The organism is Arthrobacter rhizosphaerae, from assembly GCF_023062595.1.
GTDB classification, from domain to species: domain Bacteria; phylum Actinomycetota; class Actinomycetes; order Actinomycetales; family Micrococcaceae; genus Arthrobacter; species Arthrobacter rhizosphaerae.
The window spans coordinates 72,528-94,594 of the sequence record NZ_JALLAN010000017.1; the positions used below are offsets into that span (position 1 = coordinate 72,528).

At 61.9% G+C, this 22,067-nt stretch carries 26 protein-coding genes; 13 read left to right on the forward strand and 13 right to left on the reverse strand.

Annotation, left to right across the window (positions count from 1 at the left end):
- Nucleotide 1 precedes the first annotated feature (1 nt).
- Both MU551_RS19535 and MU551_RS19540 read right to left on the reverse strand, forming a co-directional pair.
- Nucleotides 2–1,207, reverse strand: a complete 1,206-nt coding sequence (locus tag MU551_RS19535; protein WP_247048211.1) for a cupin domain-containing protein — start codon at nucleotides 1,205–1,207, stop codon at nucleotides 2–4.
- A gap of 3 nt (nucleotides 1,208–1,210) precedes the next feature.
- The gene (locus tag MU551_RS19540; RefSeq protein WP_247048212.1) at nucleotides 1,211–1,531 is read right to left on the reverse strand and encodes a hypothetical protein; all 321 of its coding nucleotides are present in this window, start codon (nucleotides 1,529–1,531) and stop codon (nucleotides 1,211–1,213) included.
- Between the two features lie 323 nt (nucleotides 1,532–1,854).
- Here MU551_RS19540 and MU551_RS19545 point away from each other — a divergent pair, with 323 nt between their 5' ends.
- On the forward strand, nucleotides 1,855–3,372 hold the full coding sequence (locus MU551_RS19545) for a serine hydrolase domain-containing protein (protein ID WP_308198326.1): 1,518 nt from the start codon (nucleotides 1,855–1,857) through the stop codon (nucleotides 3,370–3,372).
- 10 nt (nucleotides 3,373–3,382) lie between these two features.
- On the opposite strand, the gene MU551_RS19550 is transcribed toward MU551_RS19545, so the two are convergent.
- Nucleotides 3,383–4,078 carry a winged helix-turn-helix transcriptional regulator gene (locus tag MU551_RS19550; protein WP_247048214.1) on the reverse strand — a complete coding sequence of 232 codons (696 nt, stop codon included), beginning with the start codon at nucleotides 4,076–4,078 and terminating at the stop codon, nucleotides 3,383–3,385.
- A 161-nt stretch (nucleotides 4,079–4,239) separates the two neighbouring features.
- Between MU551_RS19550 and MU551_RS19555 the strand changes: the two genes are divergently transcribed.
- On the forward strand, nucleotides 4,240–5,172 hold the full coding sequence (locus MU551_RS19555) for an alpha/beta fold hydrolase (protein ID WP_247048215.1): 933 nt from the start codon (nucleotides 4,240–4,242) through the stop codon (nucleotides 5,170–5,172).
- A 57-nt stretch (nucleotides 5,173–5,229) separates the two neighbouring features.
- Here the strand turns inward: MU551_RS19555 and MU551_RS19560 are convergent, their stop codons facing one another.
- Together MU551_RS19560 and MU551_RS19565 are read right to left on the reverse strand one after the other, a co-directional pair.
- Nucleotides 5,230–5,811 (reverse strand): dihydrofolate reductase family protein, encoded by a 582-nt coding sequence (locus MU551_RS19560; protein WP_247048216.1) that lies wholly within the window; start codon nucleotides 5,809–5,811, stop codon nucleotides 5,230–5,232.
- Nucleotides 5,812–5,953: 142 nt separating this feature from the next.
- The gene (locus MU551_RS19565) at nucleotides 5,954–6,478 is read right to left on the reverse strand and encodes a hypothetical protein (RefSeq protein ID WP_247048217.1); all 525 of its coding nucleotides are present in this window, start codon (nucleotides 6,476–6,478) and stop codon (nucleotides 5,954–5,956) included.
- Nucleotides 6,479–6,644: 166 nt separating this feature from the next.
- Between MU551_RS19565 and MU551_RS19570 the strand changes: the two genes are divergently transcribed.
- The 8 genes from MU551_RS19570 (at nucleotide 6,645) to MU551_RS19605 (ending at nucleotide 14,844) form a co-directional block, all read left to right on the forward strand.
- On the forward strand, nucleotides 6,645–7,394 hold the full coding sequence (locus MU551_RS19570; RefSeq protein ID WP_247048218.1) for an ArsR/SmtB family transcription factor: 750 nt from the start codon (nucleotides 6,645–6,647) through the stop codon (nucleotides 7,392–7,394).
- 90 nt (nucleotides 7,395–7,484) lie between these two features.
- The gene (locus tag MU551_RS19575; protein ID WP_247048219.1) at nucleotides 7,485–8,381 is read left to right on the forward strand and encodes a potassium channel family protein; all 897 of its coding nucleotides are present in this window, start codon (nucleotides 7,485–7,487) and stop codon (nucleotides 8,379–8,381) included.
- Nucleotides 8,382–8,968: 587 nt separating this feature from the next.
- Nucleotides 8,969–9,958, forward strand: coding sequence for a hypothetical protein (locus tag MU551_RS19580; RefSeq protein WP_247048220.1), 990 nt, complete (start codon nucleotides 8,969–8,971; stop codon nucleotides 9,956–9,958).
- Nucleotides 9,951–11,411, forward strand: a complete 1,461-nt coding sequence (locus MU551_RS19585; RefSeq protein WP_247048221.1) for a hypothetical protein — start codon at nucleotides 9,951–9,953, stop codon at nucleotides 11,409–11,411. The genes MU551_RS19580 and MU551_RS19585 overlap by 8 nt, the downstream gene beginning before the upstream one ends.
- 432 nt (nucleotides 11,412–11,843) lie before the next feature.
- Nucleotides 11,844–12,503: a hypothetical protein gene (locus MU551_RS19590; protein WP_247048222.1), complete on the forward strand. Its 660-nt coding sequence runs from the start codon at nucleotides 11,844–11,846 to the stop codon at nucleotides 12,501–12,503.
- A gap of 14 nt (nucleotides 12,504–12,517) precedes the next feature.
- On the forward strand, nucleotides 12,518–12,757 hold the full coding sequence (locus MU551_RS19595) for a hypothetical protein (RefSeq protein ID WP_247048223.1): 240 nt from the start codon (nucleotides 12,518–12,520) through the stop codon (nucleotides 12,755–12,757).
- A 218-nt stretch (nucleotides 12,758–12,975) separates the two neighbouring features.
- Nucleotides 12,976–13,548 carry an adenylate kinase gene (locus MU551_RS19600; RefSeq protein WP_247048224.1) on the forward strand — a complete coding sequence of 191 codons (573 nt, stop codon included), beginning with the start codon at nucleotides 12,976–12,978 and terminating at the stop codon, nucleotides 13,546–13,548.
- A 300-nt stretch (nucleotides 13,549–13,848) separates the two neighbouring features.
- Nucleotides 13,849–14,844: a TM2 domain-containing protein gene (locus tag MU551_RS19605; protein ID WP_247048225.1), complete on the forward strand. Its 996-nt coding sequence runs from the start codon at nucleotides 13,849–13,851 to the stop codon at nucleotides 14,842–14,844.
- Between the two features lie 167 nt (nucleotides 14,845–15,011).
- On the opposite strand, the gene MU551_RS19610 is transcribed toward MU551_RS19605, so the two are convergent.
- The 6 genes from MU551_RS19610 to MU551_RS19635 all read right to left on the reverse strand — a co-directional run bounded on the left by MU551_RS19610 (nucleotide 15,012) and on the right by MU551_RS19635 (nucleotide 18,990).
- Nucleotides 15,012–15,809: an alpha/beta fold hydrolase gene (locus tag MU551_RS19610; protein WP_247048226.1), complete on the reverse strand. Its 798-nt coding sequence runs from the start codon at nucleotides 15,807–15,809 to the stop codon at nucleotides 15,012–15,014.
- A gap of 19 nt (nucleotides 15,810–15,828) precedes the next feature.
- Nucleotides 15,829–17,325, reverse strand: a complete 1,497-nt coding sequence (locus tag MU551_RS19615; RefSeq protein ID WP_247048227.1) for an APC family permease — start codon at nucleotides 17,323–17,325, stop codon at nucleotides 15,829–15,831.
- 159 nt (nucleotides 17,326–17,484) lie between these two features.
- The gene (locus tag MU551_RS19620; RefSeq protein WP_247048228.1) at nucleotides 17,485–17,742 is read right to left on the reverse strand and encodes a hypothetical protein; all 258 of its coding nucleotides are present in this window, start codon (nucleotides 17,740–17,742) and stop codon (nucleotides 17,485–17,487) included.
- A 191-nt stretch (nucleotides 17,743–17,933) separates the two neighbouring features.
- Nucleotides 17,934–18,140: a hypothetical protein gene (locus MU551_RS19625; RefSeq protein ID WP_247048229.1), complete on the reverse strand. Its 207-nt coding sequence runs from the start codon at nucleotides 18,138–18,140 to the stop codon at nucleotides 17,934–17,936.
- A gap of 35 nt (nucleotides 18,141–18,175) precedes the next feature.
- Nucleotides 18,176–18,442, reverse strand: coding sequence for a DUF3040 domain-containing protein (locus MU551_RS19630; RefSeq protein WP_247048230.1), 267 nt, complete (start codon nucleotides 18,440–18,442; stop codon nucleotides 18,176–18,178).
- 170 nt (nucleotides 18,443–18,612) lie between these two features.
- On the reverse strand, nucleotides 18,613–18,990 hold the full coding sequence (locus tag MU551_RS19635; protein WP_247048231.1) for a DUF488 domain-containing protein: 378 nt from the start codon (nucleotides 18,988–18,990) through the stop codon (nucleotides 18,613–18,615).
- Nucleotides 18,991–19,175: 185 nt separating this feature from the next.
- Between MU551_RS19635 and MU551_RS19640 the strand changes: the two genes are divergently transcribed.
- Nucleotides 19,176–19,841 carry a helix-turn-helix transcriptional regulator gene (locus MU551_RS19640; RefSeq protein WP_247048232.1) on the forward strand — a complete coding sequence of 222 codons (666 nt, stop codon included), beginning with the start codon at nucleotides 19,176–19,178 and terminating at the stop codon, nucleotides 19,839–19,841.
- Between the two features lie 55 nt (nucleotides 19,842–19,896).
- The gene (locus tag MU551_RS19645; RefSeq protein WP_247048233.1) at nucleotides 19,897–20,310 is read left to right on the forward strand and encodes a VOC family protein; all 414 of its coding nucleotides are present in this window, start codon (nucleotides 19,897–19,899) and stop codon (nucleotides 20,308–20,310) included.
- Here the strand turns inward: MU551_RS19645 and MU551_RS19650 are convergent.
- A complete protein-coding gene (locus tag MU551_RS19650; protein ID WP_247048234.1) occupies nucleotides 20,281–21,171 on the reverse strand; it encodes a universal stress protein in 891 nt (296 codons plus the stop codon). The genes MU551_RS19645 and MU551_RS19650 overlap by 30 nt on opposite strands.
- Before the next feature lie 117 nt (nucleotides 21,172–21,288).
- Here MU551_RS19650 and MU551_RS19655 point away from each other — a divergent pair, with 117 nt between their 5' ends.
- On the forward strand, nucleotides 21,289–21,939 hold the full coding sequence (locus MU551_RS19655) for a uracil-DNA glycosylase (protein WP_247048235.1): 651 nt from the start codon (nucleotides 21,289–21,291) through the stop codon (nucleotides 21,937–21,939).
- Here the strand turns inward: MU551_RS19655 and MU551_RS19660 are convergent.
- The coding region (locus MU551_RS19660) for an integrase core domain-containing protein (protein ID WP_247048240.1) at nucleotides 21,936–22,067 on the reverse strand (132 nt) is incomplete at its 5' end. The genes MU551_RS19655 and MU551_RS19660 overlap by 4 nt on opposite strands.

Here is a 22,067-nt window from a genome sequence, read left to right on the forward strand (position 1 = left end):
ATCACTGTTCAAGGGGAACGAGGACCCCCGCGCGCAACAGTCTTTCAACGAGTTCGACGCCGAGATCACCCGCGGAGTGAACCTCCCCGTCGAGCACTCGCCTCACAGACGGCAGATCCGTCTCCGGGAAGTCGAGCCAACCCACGCGCGTGGTCAGGCGTGAGTCCTCAAGCCGTGCTTCCAAGGTTTCGCGAAGCCGGACTTGGGACTCGGGGCTCAGGCTGTTGACGGCCGCGAGCTGGGCCAATGGACCCAGCGGCGCCGGGCGCCCCTGACCTCGCCGCGTGCGGTGGAACAGGTCAGTGGAATCGGCTTCAGCGAGGGCAGCGGCGAGGCGTTCGCGGACGACGTCGATCTCCCCACCCGGCCCGTCGACGCCCAATGGCAACGTGCGGCGCATCTCGGGATCGTCGCCCAGCGCCGCGAGCGCGGCCTGCGCGAGTTCTTCGGCCAATGCGTAGCGGGTCCAGCTGTGGATTCCGAGCGTGAGGTGGATGGAGACTTCGCCCTGCGCCTGGGCGGCATGCAACCAGCCACGCGGCAGGTAGAGGGCATCCCCCGGCTCGAGGACAGTGTCGATGTAGGCCTCGCCCTTCGCGGCCTCGGCGACGGCGGAGCGGCGAGCAGTCCAGGGCTGATCACGCAGCGGGTCCGGGTGGACCGGCTCATGGATGATCCAGCGCTTGGTCCCCTCAATCTGCAGAACAAAGACGTCGTGGACGTCGTAGTGATCGTCGAACCCGCGGTTTTGGGGCGGCGTGATGTAGGCATTGGCCTGCACGGGATGGCCGAGCTCGGTGCTCAGCCTGCTGCTGAAGTCCGAGACCGGCTCCCAGGTACGGTGCAGAGCCTGCAGGACGAGGGTGGCACCGTCGGCGAATTTCCGCCAAAGAGCGGTGTCGTCGAGCTGGTCACCGATTGTGGCGCCGACGCCGGCGGGAGACGTGAATGACGAGTCCGGAAATGTAGTGCCGCCCTTGGCGACGCGGAGGAAGGGCGTGCGCAGTCCGCGGCGCGAGATCAGTTCGTCGACAGCCTCTGCAGAGAACAGATCGGAAAAGTCGCTGATGCCCCGCGTGAGCAGTGCCGTGCGCCCCCAGATGTCGCCGGCGAACCTCTCACGGCCAATGTTGATCAGGCGTGTCTCCAGGACCCCGGCGCCTTCGACGGCAGCGGGGTCCTGAAAGTCAGTACGGGTGGTGCTCAAAATTTACATGCCCCGTTCGGCGGCTCCCCCGTCGGCTCCTCCATCGGCACCGCTGTCAGCACCACTATCAGCTCCACCGTCAGCGCCACCATCGGCACCTCCGTCAGCGCCACCATCGGCTCCGCTGTCAGCACCACCGTCGGCTCCGCTGTCAGCACCACCGTCGGCTCCGCTGTCAGCACCACCGTCGGCTCCGCTGTCAGCACCACCATCGGCTCCGCTGTCAGCACCACCGTCGGCTCCGCCGTCGTGCATACCGGGGACGCCGGCGGCGCCACCGTCCGCGGGGCCTTCCTGGCTCGGATCCTGCTCTGGACTGGTCATGATTCCTCCCGAGAATCGAATCGCTAGGATCAGCTCCGTTACCCGCAACTGATCACCCAATCGGGCGATCCTTCAGCGACACCGCCCGTGATCACACTAACGGCACGGGCCTACTGCGGAACAGTCCCTTTGCAGGTCTGAAGTCAGAATCTTAGGGGGCCAGGCTGGGGACGGCGAGCGCCGCCGTCGTACTCCCCTCTTCTTGGCACGAGGTACGTTGTTTTCCTTCCGGCCGCGCTTTACCGTGAGGGGACGGTCGGCAGAAGTGCGGGTGGGGCATGCGAGCTATTTCCTGGTCATCGCGACGTTTTTTGTCGTGCCTCGTGGCTGCAGTTCTCTTCGTCGGCGTGAGCGGGGCGGCCGTCGCTGCGGGAGTACCGGCGACAGGACCGGCTGCTACTGAGCAGGGCTATGAAGCATTGGACCGGTATCTAGAGGAGCAGATCGACGATATTGGTGTTCCGGGAGCCGCCCTCGTCGTCGTCCAACACGGAGTGCAGGTGCATTCGGCAGCATTTGGCAACTCTGACTCCGGACGGCCGATGACAGCACAGACTCCGGTGCTGCTGGCTTCAACCACCAAATCCCTCACAGCGATTGCAGTGATGCAGCAGGTTGAGGCAGGCCGACTGGAGCTGGATGAACCCGTCCAGACCTACCTGCCCTGGTTCAGATTGAAGGACAGCCGCGCCTCTGAGATCACGGTGCGACATTTGCTCCATCAGGCAAGCGGCATGGCTTCCAAGGACACAGCGTTCGAGGCCTCCATCGCCCAGCACCCTGCGGCACTCGAAGAAGGTGTGCGCGCCTTGTCTGGTTCCGCTCTTGCGGGAGTCCCGGGCGAGGCGTTCGGATACGCAAATGCCAACTTCAATATCCTGGGTTTGTTGGTGCAGACAGTCTCCGGTCAGCCGTTCGGGGAGTACATGGAACAGCACATCTTCGAGCCCCTGGAGATGGCGCATGGCCATACGACTCGAACTGCTGCGCTCGAGGACAACATGGCGGCCGGGCATTCTCTATGGTTCGGCTCATTCTGGCTACGGACCGAAGTCCCCGCAGGCACCACTGGAATGCCTTCCACCACCATGTTCGCCTCCGCCGAGGACAAGAGCCACGAACTGATCGCACTGTTGGGCGAGGGCAGGTACCGTGACCGCGGGATCCTCCAGCCGGCCAGTGTGGAGGCTTTGCTTGAGCCCCGGGTGCGGATTGATGAATCCAAGGAGTATGCCATGGGCTGGTTCACCCGTCCGCTGGTGGAATCCGTGGACCCTGCATTGCAGCTTGATCCTGACACCCTGCCTTTGCTGGTGGAGCATCAGGGGGAATGGGGCAACTCGCACACATACCAGGCTCTGGTCCCCGACTCTGAGCTTGGCGTCGTCCTGATGATCAACGGGAACGACACGTCGGCCCCGTCCCGGCTCAAGGCCATCGATACCAACGTTCTGCGCATTCTCCACGGGCAGGACCCAGTGCCGACGGTAGTGCCCGAGGACTGGCTGCAGCGCTACAGCTGGGCGGTCTCGCTGGGGCTGCTGCTCCTGGAGCTTCTGAGCCTATGGCTCTCGTTCAGGGTTCTGCTTCATGGCCGCGTTCTGGCCCGACGGCGGTGGCCGCCTCTGGCGTTAGGTGCTGCCGCGTTGGTTCTCGACGGCTTTGCCCTTTGGCTGTGCTTCATCTACGCCCCCGCCAAGTTCGACACCAACCTGGCCGTGATCGTCCGCCAGTTCCCCGACGTCGGGCTCACCTTGGTGCCGGTGCTCGTGCTGGCGATTATCTGGCCGGTCCCCCGAACGCTCTGGCTGCTCCTAAGGACCAATTCGGCATCAACCTGAAGGAGGATCTTCATCCAGCCATGCGTTGAGCCGCGCGCAATTTGACTCCGATCTCTGGGCGCTGGTTCCACGTGGGCAATGACCGGACCAGGCCTCTTGGTCCGGTCACTCGGATCCCGCCAGAGCGCAAAGCCGTGGCCCACTTGAGTTCGCCCAGGTGCCACTTGGCGAAGGTGAGGGGATCGTTGATGGTGACGATGACGTCGTCCCCGAACCCGGGGTCGAAAGCGCACAGCTCCGCGTCCCCGAGCTCCACTAGGAGCCACGCTGTGTCTGGCCGACCGCGATATTGGAAGTCAAACCTGACCACGACGCGCTTGACCGGCAGCTGCTCGCGACACAGGTAGACCTGGCACCATGCCCACAGGACGACGCCGGGGTCGGAGTGCTCCGGCCGGACTTCCATCCATTGGTCACCCCAGTTCCCGAGGGCCTTGATCACTGCCTCTAGCGCTCGGCCCGCGGCCGTTGGTTCGTAGAGCGATCCGTGCCCGTCTGGCTTGTCCCGAATCTCGATGACACCGGCGCGTTCGAGCTCGCGAAGCCGTCTGACCAGCAGGGCACGGGACAGCCCTGGCGCTCCAGCCGCAATCTCGTTGAAGGTGCGGCACCCATAGAGGATGTTGCGCATGATGATTGGGGTCCATCGCTCGGCGAAAACCTCAGCTCCTCGAGCGACGGGACAGTACTGGCCGTAGGTGCGCATGTTTTCAGTGTGAGCGTGGCGCCGCGGCCTGTGAAGTTCTTTTTCTGAACTCTGCCGAGGTTCACATCCTGTACTCGACGCGAGCCGGATCCGGCGCAACGCTTGATGAAAGGGTCCGTTGTGAACACGCCACGGTCCCTAAGCTGATAGGAGGCAGTCAAATGAATACCAAGATGTCATTGCTCGCTGAGGGGGAAGGCCGAGCCCATAGTCATCCTGATGAAGTGCTGATGGCGCATGAACGAGCTCTGGTGAGCTCTACGGCACAAAGCAGGTACATCGAGGCCGCGGGCAAACAGGTGCACGTCATCGAGGCAGGCGACGGGCCGCCGCTCGTTCTGCTGCACGGGAGCGGACCAACGGCGCTGGAGTTCCTGCCGCTCCTGGAGCGCTTCTCCGATGTCCGTGCGATCGCTGTCGACCGACCTGGATTCGGGCTCAGCGAACCGGCTCCCACACGCAATGAGGCAGTCCGGGGTGCTGCGGTGGACAGCTTGACCAGCATCTTGGACTGCTTGGGCCTGGCGAAGACCAGCCTGCTGGGGAACTCCATGGGTGGCACCTGGGCCCTGTGGTATGCGCTGGCGCATCCCGAACGCGTGAGTAGGCTGGTCCTCCTGGGCGCGCCGCCGTTGCTGCCGGGGACAAGGGTTCCGCCGCCGTTGCTGTCCGTAGCCGATCCCACTGGTGTTCCTACCGCGCCGCCACCTCCTTCACGGGAGAGCGTGGTACAGAGCATGGGCGTTTTCGGCGAGGCACACACCATCGTCCAGTATCCCGATCTGGTCGCGGCCATGGTTGCCGCCGGCTCCGACCGAACCGCCGCCCATGCCAGGCTCAGCGAACTGCAGGCTGTCATCGCCCCCACAGGTTGGCAACCGTCGCTTGAGTTGAAGGCGGAGGAGCTTCGGTCGCTTGCCGTTGCCACGTTGCTGATCTGGGGTGAGCACGATCCACTCGTTGATTCGGATGCCGCAAGGGTGGCGGCCTCGGCGATTCCAGTCGCTCGTCTGGAGTTGCTGGACGCGGGCCATGCGCCTTGGCTGGGCTACCCGGAACGGGTTGCCGCCATGGTGAGGGACTTCATGGCTTGATCCTCGAGCCGAGTATGGCGTCGACGGGCTCGACGGCGGGATGACATGGCCCGGCGCTCAGCGTCGGATGCGGTAGCGGATGTGTGTGGCCTCGGGTGTATCAATCACCCGCACGACCTCTAGCTCCACGCGCGACCCCAGCACCTCGAACAGCCTCCGTCCGCCGCCGAACAACACCGGAATCTGGTCAATCTGCAGCTCGTCCAGCACCCCTACCTCGATTGCCCTCTGCGCTGTGTAGGCACCGTGAACCAGCACATCCCGGCCAGCCGCCGCCTCCTTAGCCTGAGCCATCGCGCTCTCGATCCCGTCGGTCACGTACGTCACCAACGGATAAGTCGCCACAGAAGGACCCGGCGGCCGATGGCTGGGCACAAAGATCGGCATGCCATGATGATCGCCACCCCAGTGATCCACCTGCTCCACGGTGCGCCGGCCAGCCAGGACCGCGCCAGTCGCCATCCATTCGTCCCACAATGCTCCGGCCGGCCCTGATGGACGGCCGAACTGACCTTCTGGGCTGACGATCCACTCGTGCAGCCGATCGAAGCCGTCGCCACCGGGATTCTCAGGGCCGTCGTTCGGACCCGCTATGTACCCATCGAGGGACATCGACATGTAGAGCACTGATGAGGACATGAGCTGCTCCTTCTTCTCGAGTGCGCCTCAGCTGCGCCTTGCTCCCGTTGCGCGCCGAAATTCCACCCCTTAAGGATGCGAGAGCATCCTCCTAGAGGGCAACAGGAATGGAGCCAGGGTGAATCGGTGTTTGCGTTTGGTTTCACAGCCCTTGCACGGCTTCTTGCAGCGGAACCCTGTCTAGGAAGCCCGTGTTGCTTCGGCACCATGTTTCATTCTGCGCATCTCTGAACTGCAGATAAGTCACGCACCATTCAGCCTTACGAGTGATGGGGCGCGTAAAGCCAGCAAGGGCGTTCGCGTGCTCCGGTAGGGCCCATCCTGTTCGATCCTTGAACGCCTCGACAAAGTACTGACCGGGTGGCAGCAGCTGAAGTTTGAGTGGCTTGAGTTTTCCGAGCAGATCCTGAGCATCCAGGGCAACGTCAAAGATCGGTGTAGTTGATCCATTATTCAGAACCACCCCATAAGCCAACGAGTTCCCGTCGGAATCAAGATGGACCGCGCTCCAGGCAGTGACAGTACTGGCGTGGGACCGGAGACGGTTTTCTTCTGAAGTCCGGTCCCGATTGCTCTCAATCTTGTGCACCTGCGATGCTGTCCACGCCGCCCAGCTGGCAGCAATCAAAGCAACCGAACTACAAACAGCAGTAATCCATTCAGTCAAAACATCCCCCTAGTTTCTGGCGTGATCCCTATGACGCTAATCCCAGGTGGGCCTAGGTTGTCCAGTCAAGAAGCAGAGGACCACGCGTTGACCGTCCTGAACTGCCCTCAGTTCATCCCGTTGAATGTTCTCGACATGTGACCAATCAGTCACCTATTCTGGAGATGTGGACGAAGTATTCAAGGCCTTGGCCGACCCCACGCGCCGTGACCTGCTCGATGAGCTGTTCAGGGAGGACGGGCAGACACTCCATGCGCTCGAGGCCCACTTCGAGATGACCCGCTACGGCGTGATGAAGCACCTCAAACAGTTGGAAGAAGCAGGCCTCGTGGTGACCCGGCGTCGGGGTCGGGAGAAGCTGCACTTCCTGAATCCTGTGCCCATCCGCCTGGTCCACGACCGCTGGGTCAGCAAATATGCAGAACCATGGGCCGCTGCCCTCAGCGACCTCAAAACCAGATTGGAAAGTCCCATGGAAAAGATCTTCGAAATCTATATCAAGACCACTCCGGAGCGGCTCTGGGAAGCCATCACGGACAGCGACATCCGCAGCAAGTACCAGTTCGGGATGAAAATCAACTCGGACTGGACGCCCGGCGGCCGCTTCGAGATGGCGCCCGACGGCGGTGATCTGCTCGGCGAAGGAGAGAACCTTGAAGTGGACCCACCCCGCAAACTCGTCCAGACCATGCGCGCGCTCTGGGGCGAGGACGTCAAGGCCGAAGGCACCTCCCGGATCACGTGGGAGATCGAACCTGTGGGCGACTCCTGCCACCTCACCGTCACCCACGATCAGCTGCGCGAAGGCGCCAATGAGGAGCTCTTCGGCGGTTGGCCGATGATCCTCTCCGGCCTGAAGACCTGGCTGGAAACCGGCGAAGTCCTCACCACGCCCGGGTCACTGATGTACACCTGACTGGACCGACGCATATAGGCGGGTGCCGCCGTCGTACTCAATGGCCTTTCAGATCCCACGGCAGGAAAAGCTCCGCCCATAAGATGAGGCATGGACTTCGAGGACACACTCTGGACAGTCATCGGGGCCGGGCTGATTCTGCTGATGCTCGCGGACGTCTTTTACACCCTTCTGTATCCGCACGGTTCGGGTCCTGTTGGCCGGACCATCATGCGCGGTTTCTGGCTACTGTCGAGAAGGTCAAGAGGGCGGGCTTCCACCGTCGCAGCACCGTTGGCGATGGCCGCTGTTATCGCCGCCTGGGCCAGTCTGGCAGCCATCGGCTGGGCCCTGCTGTACCTGCCGCATCTGCCGCAGGGCTTCGTTTACGAAAGCGGAGTGCCACAGCAGGGCGACTTTGCTGAAGCCCTTTACGTCTCACTGGTGACTCTCTCCACCGTTGGCTTCGGCGAGATTGTGGCAGAGCATCCGCTGCTCAGACTCGTCGCGGCCTTCCAGGCCGTCACAGGATTCGGTTTGCTGACAGCCACGGTCACCTGGATCCTGCAAACATACCCGGCCCTTAACCGCCGTCGGGCCCTCGCCCATCACCTGAACCTTTTCAGGGAAGCTGCTGGCCCGGAGGGTATAACTTCCCTGAACCCAGGACATGCCGCGGGATTGCTGGAATCACTGGCCAGGAACGTGGCGTCGGTCAGCATCGATTTCCTGTCATTCCATGAAACCTATTACTTCCGCGAGGTAGAGCAGCGGGGCTCCCTGCCGGCCACCGTGGCCTATGCCCATCAATTGGCAGCTGCCGCCCAAGGCAGTGACGACGCCGAACTCCGGTTTGCCGGACGGATGCTGCATGCAGCCCTGGACGATCTCGCGGAGGTCCTCCGCGGCAAATTCGGCCATTCAGGAACGACGTCGTCAGATGTGTTCGACAGCTACGCCCTGCACCACAAACACCGGCAGTCGCGAGGGCGTGAACAAAACACTTAGTCAGGTGTCTGCTTAGCTGAGTAGGCTGACCGCCGGGACGATCCTTCCGCTTCAACGCTGCACATCTAGCAGCCGCGGCCTGCTCTTCCAACGGCTCCTCCAGCAGGCCACAAACACTGCGCCGCTGAGGGACCTCGTTATCCCACACAATGAGAGAAATGATCGACTCGCACATCGCCCATCGGCGAGAAGGCTGACCGCTCCGTCCTCGAACTGACTCTTGGACGTCAAAGCCATCTCGTGCTCACGGCACCGTCTGTGCGCCTCAAGGCGGCCATCGTGGTACTTGATGCTGGCAGGTCTGACATCATCGCCGACTTCTTTAGAGAGCTGTCGAACAAGGCCGGGCTGATGACACTCCCGAGGTGATCGACCGCCGCCTGGATATTTATGCCGACGAGGCCGCAGAGCTCTGGCCGATGAGCGCGTGAACCGCGTCGGCACAGCCTCGTTCGTCGGCGCGACCTGACGCTCGCTGCTTACGGCCGGCGGCATTACATTACAAGTGAGCACGGGGTAATCTGTCGAGCCGGCACGTCCACTTTGTCACCCGCCGTCGATAGTCTTGTCTCGGTAGGCGAACCGCAATGAAGTGGGGGAAAACGATGGTTGAAGAGCTCGACGTGAGCAATGCCAAAGAGGGCTTCGGCAAGGCATTACGAGCCGCTTCGACAGAGATCGTCGAGCAGGTCGGCAGCGTCAAGGAAGCCGCCAAGGGCGCGGTTGAGAAGCTGACCGTGAAGGCGGCGGACCCCTACGAGGAGACCATAGCGGAGTACAACCGCGTCTTCACAGCGATGAACGACAAGGGGCTTTCTCTCCTGCGCCAGCGTGAACGGTCGACGGACCTGATCGAGCTCGTCGAGCTGCTGGTGAATAGTATCGCCAACACCCCGAAGTCGTTCGAGACCTTCATCGGTGAGATCGGTGTCCACAAAGCCCAGTTCTTGGATGCGGAGGAGTTCGCCCGGAAGGATCTCGAAGCTGCGCAGAAATCCGTTGCCGGCGCCGGTGCCGGGTTTGCCGCGGGAGCTGCAGTTGTGAGCGTGGCGCCGACGGCTGCGATGTGGGTCGCCACCACCTTCGGAGCTGCGTCGACTGGCACCGCGATCTCCACTCTTTCCGGAGCCGCTGCGAGCAACGCTGCTCTTGCCTGGCTTGGAGGCGGCGCCCTGGCTGCCGGAGGTGGCGGCACCGCTGCAGGCGGCGCTCTGCTGGCGCTGGCCGGCCCCATCGGATGGACCCTCGCAGGAGCCTCCCTCCTCGCGTCAATCGCGCTGTTCGCCAAGAAAAAGTTCGAGAATCGGGCGGCAAAGCAGGTGGCGCTTACTGCGGTAAAGCGAAACACCGCTTTGGTCAAAGGCGATGATGCTCAAATCGACCACCTCCTCCGGAAGACAACCACGCTTCGCGTGGAGCTGGTGAAGTGCTACGGCGAAGCACTGGTGTACTTTGGCGCCGACTTCCTTTCGCTCTCAGATTCCCAGCAGAAGATGCTGGGAATCCTCGTGAACAACACGAAGTCGTGCGCAGCCCTGCTAGGAAGGCGCATCGAGCGGGGCGCAAGTAATGAATGACATGGCGAAGTTCGTCAGGAGCAACCAAGAGCAGGCGGCCGCTTCCTGGGTGAACTACCTTAATCAACTGCGCATAGACCACCTACTGAGCTCGTTCAGCCAGCAGGACGAGAACCTTTTGAACGCACTCGCCAGCGTCAATGAAGCTATCAGGGTGATCGACCTCGAGGTGGTCACCGCCAATCGTGGCGGGCAGCATGGCATGCACGGCTTCATTGCGGAAATCGCCGAGGTGGGTATCAGCAATGCCCGGCGACAGATCCTCGGCCTGGAGACTGCCTACCAGTGGGTGAACGATAACGGACCCGTGGACCTGATGCGCAGCGGCGTGGAGATCCAGCAGAAGTTCGTCGCGGCAGGCGGCCGCTTCTCACTAGGAGCAATCGGTGAGCACCTCCAGAAGTATCCCGACTACGTGCAGAACGGCGGGAAGTACCAGATCCCCGGTGATCACTTCGAGGTGATCCAGAGGCTGCACTCCATGCCGCGCGAGGAAGCAGGAAAGCTATTGTCGCGCAGCGGCGGCGGACCGTCGTTCAGGGATTGGCAGCGGATCGACACCTTCTTTAAGGAGGGATCGATCGGCATGGAATCGCTCGAACCCTCGACGCTCAAATACCGCGAGGTACAGAGGGACGTCTACGAGTCGACCATGGCGGCGGAGGGAAACTCCCTCCTTTCCACCGACCAGTCCCTGCGTGACAACGCCTATCAGGAGAGCTTGCCGAATCTTCAAGAAGGAGCGACGGCCACGCTTGCAGCCGCCGTGATCGAGGGCGGGACAGCTTTAGTGCTTGCCGTGGTCGCCAAACGCCGGAAAGGCATGCGGCTTAGAGAGCTCAGCCAGCAGGACTGGCTCGACGTCGCAGCCGACACCGGCTTCAGCTTCGTCAAAGGCGGAGTCCGAGGCTTTAGCATCTACTCGCTGACGAATTTCACCGCCACGCCCGCGGCCGTCGCCAGCTCGATTGTCACCGCCGCCTTCGGCATTGCTGAGCTGGCGAACAAGCTTCGCCGTGGCGAGATCGACGAGCTGGAGTTCATCGAGAAGTCGGAGCTCGTCTCACTGGAGGCCGCAGTCAGCGCGCTGTCCTCTTTTGTCGGCCAGGCGCTCATCCCGGTTCCAGTCCTCGGCGCCGTTATTGGCAACACGGTCGGCGCCGTGATGTACACGGCGGTCGCATCGTCCCTCTCGAATCGAGAGGCCGAGCTGATCGAGTGTTACCTCGGCGAGCAGCGCGTGCTCGACGAGCAACTCGCCGCCGAGTACCAGGAGCTCATAGAGAAGTTGGACCAAGGCATATCCGGCTATCTTGGATTGCTCGAACGAGCCTTCTCGCCTGACGTGGAGATCGCGCTCTTTGGATCGGCCGAGCTCGCACGAGGAGTCGGCGTGGCTGCAAACGAAATTCTGGACTCCGAGGACAAAGTTCACGCCTATTTCCTCGACTAGTTTGTTGCGCTCAGAACTTCGGGCGCTCCTAGGCCCCGCACCCTTCTGAAATCTCGATCGGACGGGAGATTTGGCACCTCGCGGTCACCCACGAGCACGCCCCAGGGCGGAGGATAGCGGTCATTGGGACCCCCATGCGAGTCAAATACAGCCAATTGATAGACCGATCTCGTGTCCGGCTATGGTTGGACGTCCGACTATTTTGTCGGATGACAAGGGGGATAAATGAAGAAAAAAAGAGTCTCAACTCAACTAGTAAGACTCTGCATTGCGGGAGCGATAACTGCTGCAATGACTTTGGGCCTTGGGAGCGTTGCTACAGCCGCGCCTGCTCCGCACACGGCCCAATCGGTTCAATCGGAGCCCACCGGGAGTGACAAAGCTGGGGTTCGATCGGTCGTGGATGCAGCCCTCAAAAACCGGCCTGGACTTGTGCCTACCGGTGCAGCCACTTCGAATGCCTCCATCGCCGCCGGCCATCTTGGCGGCGAGAATAATCCGGATACCTTGGTCACCGTGTCAGCGGCTCACGGGGCTAAGTCGATTATCAAGAGTTCAGATTCCTCGACAAGCCTCATCACGGTTCTAGAGTCCGGATCGAGTGCGTCCTTCGAGATGAAGCTTCCCGCAGATTACAGGGCAGAAGTCCAAGATGACGGTTCGGTGTCCCTTGTTTCCCTAAGCACGAATCAGTCAATCCGCTTCATCGAGGCTCCCTGGGCAGTTGATGCGGTGGGCAAGACGCTGGAGACCAGCTACCGGGTAGAGGGTTCCACCCTTGTGCAGTCCGTTGTCACCGATGGCGCTGTTTATCCCATTGTGGCGGATCCCCAATTCGGATGGATGGGCATCTTCCCAGTGGTTCAATTCAATAGGGCGGAGACAGCCACCTCGACAACAGCTGCAGGTGTGCTCACCGTGTGCTCGAAGCTTAGCGGCGGGCTCCCTGTCGCTCTAGGGGCTTGTGCGATATCCGCTGTACAAATTGCCCTACAAGCCGTCATTGCAAATGCCAACGGCGAGTGCATTCAACTTGCACCTGCGCCAGTCGGCGCGATGGCGTTCCGTTACAGTGGCGGATACTGTAGTTAGGTTTTGGGAGGAGCATGATGCTTAAGTACCTGCGCGAAAGGTCAGAAGCGCGGATCGCAACACCGGGACGACGCATCTATAGCTATGTCTCGGCTGCGGTCTTGATGGCTATCGGAATTTGGGTTTTCTCCACGAGTGCGCCCGCCTGGATTTTCCTTGCTGCTGTTGTTGCCGTTGCTGCATTTGACGTCTTCCTCACGAGCAAGTGGGTAAGGGAGGACGCGTTGCGGCTCTCACGCACAGCGGGCGAATAAGGCTGATTCTTGTTCTTACGAGCGCATTGTGAATGGGCCCGGTTCCGGTTGGAACCGGGCCCGTTCGTCGCGATCGTAACCTCAACACGCGGTTGACCTCCACTGCCAAAATACCCATGGAGGCTCGCGGACATGGTGGGACAATTGAGAAACGAACGGCGCCAGCCAGCAGGAGCTCCCTGCGGGTCTCCTGAGCGGCCGGGCACAGGAGCTCCGTGATGACGCGAATTCTGATGATGGGTCCTCCGGGAGTGGGCAAAGGCACTCAGGCCTCACGACTGGCAAGCCACCTCCAGGTTCCCTGGATCTCCACCGGAGACCTGTTTCGTGAGCAGGTGCGCAACGAAACACCGCTCGGCCTGCAGATTCGGGACCTCATGGGGTCCGGCCACTACGTTCCAAATGAGATCGCTGACGAGCTGGTTGCCCATCGGCTTGCGGAACTCGATACCCGGGACGGTTTTATCTTGGACGGCTACCCCCGAACCGCCGCGCAGGTGCAGGCACTGGATCGTGTCCTCGCCGCATCTTCCGTCCACCTCACCGCCATCGTCGTGCTCGACGCCGGCAGGTCTGACATCATCGAGCGACTTCTCCAGCGCGCTGGGGAACAAGGCCGCGCCGACGACACGCCCGAGGTGATCGACCGCCGCCTCCAGGTTTATGCCGATGAGGCCGCGGAACTCTTCGGCTGCTATGCCGATCGCGGTGTCCTTCTCCACGTGGACGGCATGGGACATCCGGACGCAGTCGCGGAACGGATCTGGAAGGCACTGGAGCTAACCCCTTAGTAGGGCCCCAACAATCTCGAGACAGTGCGTAATTACTGGGTAAAGCCTGTCAGAGTCCTGTGCCAATACTGCCTCAATTGGCGCCCGTTCTGAGCCATGCTTTAACCCGGGCGGCTACACAGTAGACGCACTTCTGGGGGGAAGCAGACGTCACATGAGCATGCCATGGCACATCGAGCCATCCTTCCGCACCGCCCGACAGCGAATTGCCACGAACACCGTCAAAATTGACGGCCCGTTCCCGCACCCATCACGCACTGCGGGGCGTCCGGTACAAGGGCGTCCTTTGAAAGGAATCCAATGAGCTCAACAGACCCCTACGGCGCACCGCAGCAGCCTCAGCAGCCGCCGGTCACTTACGGGCAGACGCCCTCCTACGGGCAAGCACCCTCCTACGGGCAAGCGCCAGTGGCCACGCAGCCTTACCCCGCCGCCCCCGGTCCCTATCCCGGCGCGCCGGCACCTTACGCAGCAGCCACAGCACCTTATCCGGGTGGCCCGCCCATGGGTGGTTACGGCGTGAGCAACAAATCGTTCCTGGTGACCTGGCTGCTCTCCTTGCTCGTCGGCGTATTCGGCGTCGATCGTTTCTACCTGGGCAAGGTGGGTACTGGTCTGCTGAAGCTGTTCACGTTTGGCGGACTGGGAATCTGGGCGCTCGTTGACCTCATCCTCGTTCTCACGAACAAGCAGCGCGACAGTCGTGGCCTCCTGCTGGAGGGCTATGACAAGCACAAGAAGGTGGCCCTCATCGTCACGGGCGCATTCATTCTTGTCAGCATTATCGTCAACTCGACGCGTGGTCCGGTTCCCGTCTCCGCCCCTGCGGCTGGACCGGCCGCACCTGCTGCCGCACCGGCAGCTGAGGCTCCGGCTGCAGCGCCCGCGGCTCCTGCTGCATCGTCCGAAAAGAAGGTCGGCGAGGCGTTCACTGCTGACATGGGCAACGGAGACACCGCCAAGATCACCATCGTTTCGGCCACCTACGGTCCCACAATCACCACCGGCCCGTTCAACAGCCCGGCAAAGAACGGCGGCTACCTGACGCTCGACGTGCTGTGGGAGACGGAGAAGGGCACAACCTCCAGCAATCCTCTGTACTTCAAAGCAAAGGACGCTGACGGCCGCGCTGCTAATGTCGAGCTCATCATGGATGAGCAGCTGGGTTCCGGCGAGATCCCGGCCGGCGATAAGACACGGGGCAAGGTTGCCTTCGACATCAAGCCAGGCACTTCCACCGTCATCATCACCAACCCGATCCTGCAGGAGGTTGCACGCATCAGCGTCACTCCATAGCCACTGCTGCATCTTTGGGGGAACCCTCGCTTTATTGCGGGGGTTCCCTTTTCGTGTTGGACGTCGACGGCGGAGGCCTGGGAACCTGCGGCTGCGGCTGACCCACTGCAGCTCCGGTAGCTGGAGCCGGCTGGCGCCGCCGGCCCTCAGGATTCCGACGACGCCGGTTATAGACGACGATGGCAGAAGTCACGGATCACGTCAGCCAGGAATGCTGCCCGGGCAGGCGTCGGCCCCTCATGCCCGAGCCCCGGCACAACTGCCAGCTCGGCATGGGGCAACATCTGATACAGCCTGACTGAAAGCTCGAGCGGAATCAGTTCGTCGCGGTCGCCTGCCAGTACCAGGGCCGGGGTCTGGATTGCCTGCAGCTCCCCCTGATCGAGACCTTCGTAGCCCAGCCACATCTTGGCGGTCTGCTCGATGAGCGTCTGCCAATGCCGCCCATCGCCGACGTGCTGCGCCTTCACTTGATCAGCCCACTCGCCGAGTTCGGCGTCGAGGTACGCAAGGTCAGGGACGCCGTCGTCGTCCGCGCCGAGCAGCGCCCGGTGTGCCTCGCGGAGGCCGCCGGCGTTGAAGTCGGGATAGGCGGCGCCCACGATGAGCGCACCGGCGAGCGCAGGCTGGCGGGCAGCGAGCTCCATGGTGATCTGTCCGCCGTCGCTCCAACCGCCCACCATTGGTCGCTGCAACCCGAGAGCAGTGATCAGCGCTGCAATGTCATCGGCGATCCGGCCGTATGAGAGCTCGCCGGCCGGGTTGGTCGACCTGCCGTGCCCGCGGCTGTCGGGCGTGATGACCCGGAACTCACCGACCAGCAAGGAGACAACCGGCTCCCATTCCGATCCTGCGCCCAGCCCACCGTGAACCAGGATGATCGCTGGTCCTTCGCCCCGATCCTCATAGTAGATCGACGCACCGTTGACCTTGAGGCGGCGGCCGGCGCCGTCGTCGTCGTTCATGCCCTCCACAAACACTCGGTCAGTGGCCGAGCGGGGGCGGCGGGACCTGGTCGTCCCTGCCGATGTTCTGCGTGCCGACCGGTTCGCCAGGCTCGTTGTTGGATCTCCTCGTGATCAGCCAGGTGATGAACCACAGCACGATGCCGATGGCCATCAGCAATCCGGCCACCTGGTACTGGATGGGGTTCCGGCCCACCCACGGGCCGGCGAGGAAGGCACACAGCAGCGCCGCGACCAGGGGCAGCTGCCCCGGCGAGGTGAACCAGACCTTGCGGTCGGGGTCCCTCTTGCGGCGAAGCACCAAGCAGGCCACGTTAACCACGGTGAACACGCAAAGCAGCAGGAACGCCGTCGTGCCCGAAAGGTTGGCCACAATATTGCTCCGGGGATCGCTGCTGACGTACCAGATCAGCCCCAGCGCGAGGACGGTGGAGAACAGGATGCCCGCCCACGGCGTGCGGCGGACCGGCAGCACCTTACCCAGCGGCCGCGGCAGGACACGCGCCTTGGCCATGCCGTAAATCAGTCGGCTGGCCATCAGCATGTTGATCAGGGCGGTATTGGCGACGGCGAACACTGCCAGGAAGGGGAAGATCCTGTCGATCGGGAAGTCCGGTGAGCCCTTGTGCACCACCTCGAGGAGCGCGGCGCCTTCCGCCTCGCGGATGTCCTCAAGCTCGGTGGGCGACAGCACGCTGACCACAGAAACTGCCACCAGCATGTACAGCAGCACCGCTATGCCCAGGCCGGTGAGCATGGTCCGCGGGAAGATCTTCTCGGGCTCCTTGGTCTCCTCCACCATGTTCACCGAATCCTCGAAGCCCACCATGGCAAAGAACGCGATGGACGTGGCTGCCGTGACGGCCAGGAACAGCCCCTTGTCCTGGTAATCGTTGAAGACGAAGATCTCGCCAGCGTTCCCCGTGCCCTGCGTCAGCACGAAGAAGCCGACCCCGATCACGATGCACAGCGCGACCATCTCCACCAGCGTGAGCACCACGTTGAACTTCACGCTCTCCCCCACGCCGCGCAGGTTGATCGCCGCGAGCAGCAGCATAAAGCCCATCGCGACGGCGGTAATCGTCTCCCGACCGGGCAGCCCCATCCAGCCGTTGATTTGCATGCCGCCGAAGAAGTTCTGGGCAAGGACGTTCGCGGAGGTGGACGCGCTGGTGATGCCGGAGCAGACGACAGCGAACGCGACCAGGAACGTGACGAAGTGGATCCCGAACGCCTTGTGCGTGTAGAGCGCTGCCCCGGCTGCTTGCGGATACTGGGTAACCAGCTCCAGGTAGGAGAAGGCGGTCAGCGTCGCGACAATGAAGGCGAGCAGGAACGGAAGCCACACGATGCCGCCCACCTGTCCGGCCATAGTACCGGTGACGGCATAAACGCCGGCGCCCAGGATGTCCCCCACGATGAAGAGGAGCAGGAGCTTTGGCCCCAGGACCCGTTTGAGCTTCGGTTCATCCTTCTCGGGCGTTACGTCAAAGACTTCGTCAGGTATGGTGCTCATGGTTGACCTCCACGGCCGGTACACATTCCCCTATAGCGCGGCCGGACCTCCGGCCCCGATGAGACCTACTTCACTGTCTCTCTGTGGGGTCAGTTTGGCAAGATGGTGGACTTAGGTCTTCCGGGCAGCGCAGCAGCCGCGCTCACGCATAGACGGCAGCTACGGAAAGCAGTCCTCAACTGAGCCAAAATGAAGCTTTGCTCCCTGGGCAACGAACTGGCCGAACGTGGGTGCTTCCTGGCTCTCGGCAATGGCCTTGTAATTGCGGACGTCGAGCACCCCGGCTTGCGCCTCGGTGGAGACAATAATGCCAACGCAACTGGCCTCCGGACTCGCTGCGACCGCCGTCGTCATTCCCTGGGAAACAATAAGCGCCACCAGAGCCGCGATGGCGGAAGCGCGCGTGACTTTACTCATTTCGAACTCCTTAGATTATTAATCAATCTCCGGAGCCCAGTTCAGCGGAGTTTCTGATGGGAAGAACGGTACTCCCAGGGCGGCTTTGGCACCAGAGTTCGACAGCGTCCTTGTCCCTGTACGGTCCGGCCACCGCCAGCACTTCCCCGGTCCGGGACAGCAGTGTTCGGTCTGACGAAGCGCTGATGACCTCAAAGCATCTTCTCGGCCAAGGGCTGGCCGGGCGCCGGAGGTTGTTGTGGCCTGGCAGCAGGGACACTGCTGCCTTCAGCGGCAAAATCAGAACCCTCAGCCGGATCCTGGGAGTGGGAGCGGATCTCGGGAAAATCCCGGGACTCGTCGCCTTCAGCCGGAGCCTCGCTGTGGATCCGGATATCGTCTGGATCTGATGTGCCCATTTTCCCCACCCTTTGTTTACTCGTATCTGACAGAGCTACCTGCGTCGCCTGTCCAGAAGAAAATAAGTACCTGTTCCCATCAACAGGAAGCCAGAGACGCCGACGACGACAGTCTGCGCCGCCACTCCTGCAATGAGCAGCACAATTCCGATCAGGCAGGCAATGGAGGCGAAGTAGGTACTTGCCCGGAACCTGTTCGGCACTGAACCGGACGAGAGTTCCTGGGCGAGTCGCGGATCATCAGCCGCCAGGTCCAGCTCGAGCTCGTCAAGTACCTTGCGTTCTCTATCCGACAACGGCATCGGGGAACCTCCATCCGGACACTGCTCCTCGGCCTTTGCAGGGCCCGGGAACCTACCCGCGGCTGAGTAGCTTGAGATGCACCGCTTCTAAATTCATGATTTTGAATATTAGTATAATCGACCATAGGAGCGTTCATGACGGAAGTCAAGGAGGCCAATCCAAGGCGGAATTAAGGCCACTCCCGGCCCTCGTTGATCAGGGCACACAGCACTGCTGCTGCACTAATATTCGGGTCCTTTGTTGCCGTCAGGAGGGTCAACGGGCCGCGGCCCGCCGTCGTGCGGAGGCGCTCAACTGCTGCAGAAGATTCGGGTGCCTGGAGTTCGATCCGGTAGCGGCGGCTGAAGTCTTCGAAGAGGCCAGGGTCGTGGCCGTACCACTTCCGGAGGGCGGGTGACGGGGCTACCGCTTTGCACCATTCATCGATGGAGGCTTTTTCTTTGGCAAGTCCTCGTGGCCAGAGCCTGTCCACGAGGATGCGAGTGCCATCCGTTTCGAGTACGCCCTCATAGATGCGGCGCACTTTCACATCATAACGGGTGACCATCGGCAAGCCTCCTTCACGTCACGAGCTTCAGTTTCGTAGGTTTCGGCATTTCAGGCGAGAAGTACAACGACGACGGCGCGGGGACGTGCGGGCCGGCAGAGCCACGCCACTCTAAAGTTGAATATCCTGAACTTAGAATCCCAAACAGGTTCCGTCAAGCCTGTGGGAGGTGTTTGAATTTCCGTATGGATTCCCCATCAGTTCCAACCCACGGTCCGGACGCGACGTCACTGGCCGACCCGGTACGGCGCTCTCTTTACCAGACACTGATACGCAGCCCCGCGCCGATGAGCCGGGACCAGCTGATCAGGATGCTGAACCTTGCCCCCAGCACGGCAACCTTTCACCTGGAGAGGATGGTGCGGGACGGCCTTCTGGAAACCGAAAGCAGGAAGCTCGGCCCCAAGACCGGACCCGGCTCGGGACGTCCCACCAAACTATTCAAGCCGGCTGTCGACGAGGTCCACGTTTCCTTCCCTGCCCGCGAGTATGAATTGGCTGGCCGCCTGCTGGCCTCCGCCATACAGACCTCGATCCAGACCGGCGAGCCTGTAGAGGAGGCCTTGCAGGCCGTCGCCTATGCCGAAGGTCAAAAGCTCGGGCTGCTCGCAGGAAACGTTAAGAAAGCGCTGGCTGACAACGGTTTTGAACCGGAGGCCGACGCCCAAGGACTGGTCATGGCGAACTGCCCGTTCCACCGCCTCGCCAAAGACAACTCCCGGCTGGTGTGCGGACTCAATGCCGCCCTCCTCCAAGGCACTCTTGACGGCTGTGACGACAAGCTGCACCAGGTGGCGCCGGCCCCCGAGGGCTCAGCCTGCTGCGCCCGGCTCACATCGTCGACAGATTGAATCCGGTTGCGGCTCTGCACTGGCCTTATCAGGCGGCCGGGTCAACAATGACTGCATGGAGTATTCAGCGAAGGTCGCTTCATCTGTTCTGTTCGTCTCCGAACTCGAACGATCAGTGATGTTCTACAGGGACCTGTTCGGATGCGAAGTCACTCTCCGCTCGCATGATGCCGCCCTGCTCCTGACACAGGGAGGCTTCCAGCTCTACATGATCGAGCGCGGCAAACGAGCCGTCCATCATGAAGGAGGGCTGGGGCATCACCTGCTGATGTGGTCAACAGACACCGCCCGGGGCCTGGAGTATTTCGAACAGGCATTGAAGGACGCAGGCAGTTACACGGACACGCACACAGCCGGCGAAGTAACGTTTGTCGAAGGCCGGGACCCGGACGGACTGCGCATCGTCATAGCCCATCCTGATCCCGCGCAACAGCCGCGTTCAATCTTCGACAGTCACTTGTACGCCTGAACCCGATGGCCCCACGGGAAGCAACCGGGGTATCACCACCATCGGTACGGGCAGCGCGCGGAGAACTTTGTAGGCGGTACTGCCGATAAACAACCGGTTCCGTTCCGCCAGCCGTGAGGAACCCACGAGCAGAATTTCATTTTCATCCCATTCGAGGTCATCAATGGCTTCCTCGATGGTGCGGCCGTGGGCAACCTCAACACTGACCATGTGGCGCTCCGGCAACCTGCGGGATGCCTCCGTCAGCACAGTGTTGGCGTGGACGTGGGCTGCATTTACCACCTCGCCGCTGTCCCCTTCGGCGTCCAACTCCACGAGCGAGACCAGACGCAGCGGTACGCCCCGACTCTTAGCCCAGTCGATGGCGGTATCAATCGCAGCATCTGCGCCCGTCCGTTGTCCCACCGCCAGGGTAAGGCGGGTAACGGCGTCCTTGCTGCGGGAGCCGCGAGGTGCCAGGGCAACAGGGACCGGTGATGCGTGCAGGAGCCCATTGGCGACGGTACCAACCGTGTGGCGCTTGAACAGGCCGTTGCCGGCCGCGCCGACGACGATGAGTCGCGCGTTGCCCTCTACCGCCGCTTCGATCAGGCCTGAGGCAAAGGAGTCAGAGTTGCGGACATGGAACTCGACGCTCACGTCTTCAGGCACAAGCTCCAGGCCCTCCCGCTGTGCGGTCAGGACTGTTTGCCCGTCGTGACCCACACGGCCGCCTTCCTCGTTCAGGACTCCGTAGCGCGTCCCTTTGTCAACCACATAGACCAGGTCAAGGTGTGCGCCTTGGGCGCGGGCCAATGCCGAACCGAGAGCGACGGCGTCCGCGCCACGGGCATTGGGCGTGTAACCAACTACAAATCGCATGGTGACTCCTCTTTGGATCTTTAGGGCTTATTTCAGGGGGTCGTCGTGGCCACGCCTGGAGGACAATAGAAATCGCCCGGCCGGTGGACAGCATCACGAGAAAACAAAAGGAACAACGTGGCCGCACGTGCAATCGAAGAATTTGTGGAATCGCTTGCTGCTACCAAAGCCGGTCAGAACAGCGACAACTTCTTCGACTTCACAAACCCCGGAAACGCCGGGCGACGACGCAACCTCGAGCTGTATCTGCAGGAGATGTATCGAAGGGAACCAAATGTGCTGCTTCTGGGGGAAGCACCGGGGTTTCGAGGGATGCGCATCACGGGGGTTCCGTTTACCAACACCAGCATTCTCCAAGGCGGGATTGACCACTTCGGATTGTTTGGGCCGGGCAAAGGCTACATACTCCCCACCGGACTACCCGCTGTACCACCTGAACCGACAGCCACAGTGATGTGGCGGGTCCTGGTGGAACTTGACTTCCTCCCCCTGCTTTGGAGCGCCTACCCGCTTCATCCCCATCTTCCAAACAACTGCCTATCGAATCGCTCGCCCACCACCACCGAGGCCCTGGCCGGCCAACCTTTCTGGCTGGCCCTGAGGCGGTTGTTCCCCATAACCTCCGTGGTGGCGGTGGGAAACGTGGCCTACCGCAGCATCCTCGCCAGCGGACGTTCCGCTCCCAAAGTGCGGCATCCAGCCCACGGAGGCAAGGCCAGGTTCCGCCTGGAATTGCAGGAGCTGCTTGAAGCCGGGATTGCCCGCTAGCTGTACTGCCCAGGCAGGTTGGTTAAGCGGCTGATGGGCGGGTGGCCTCCGATTGCGGTGTGGGGCCTGTGGTGATTGTAGTGGTGAAGCCATGCCGGGAGGGCGTTTCTGCGGGCTGATTCCGTGGC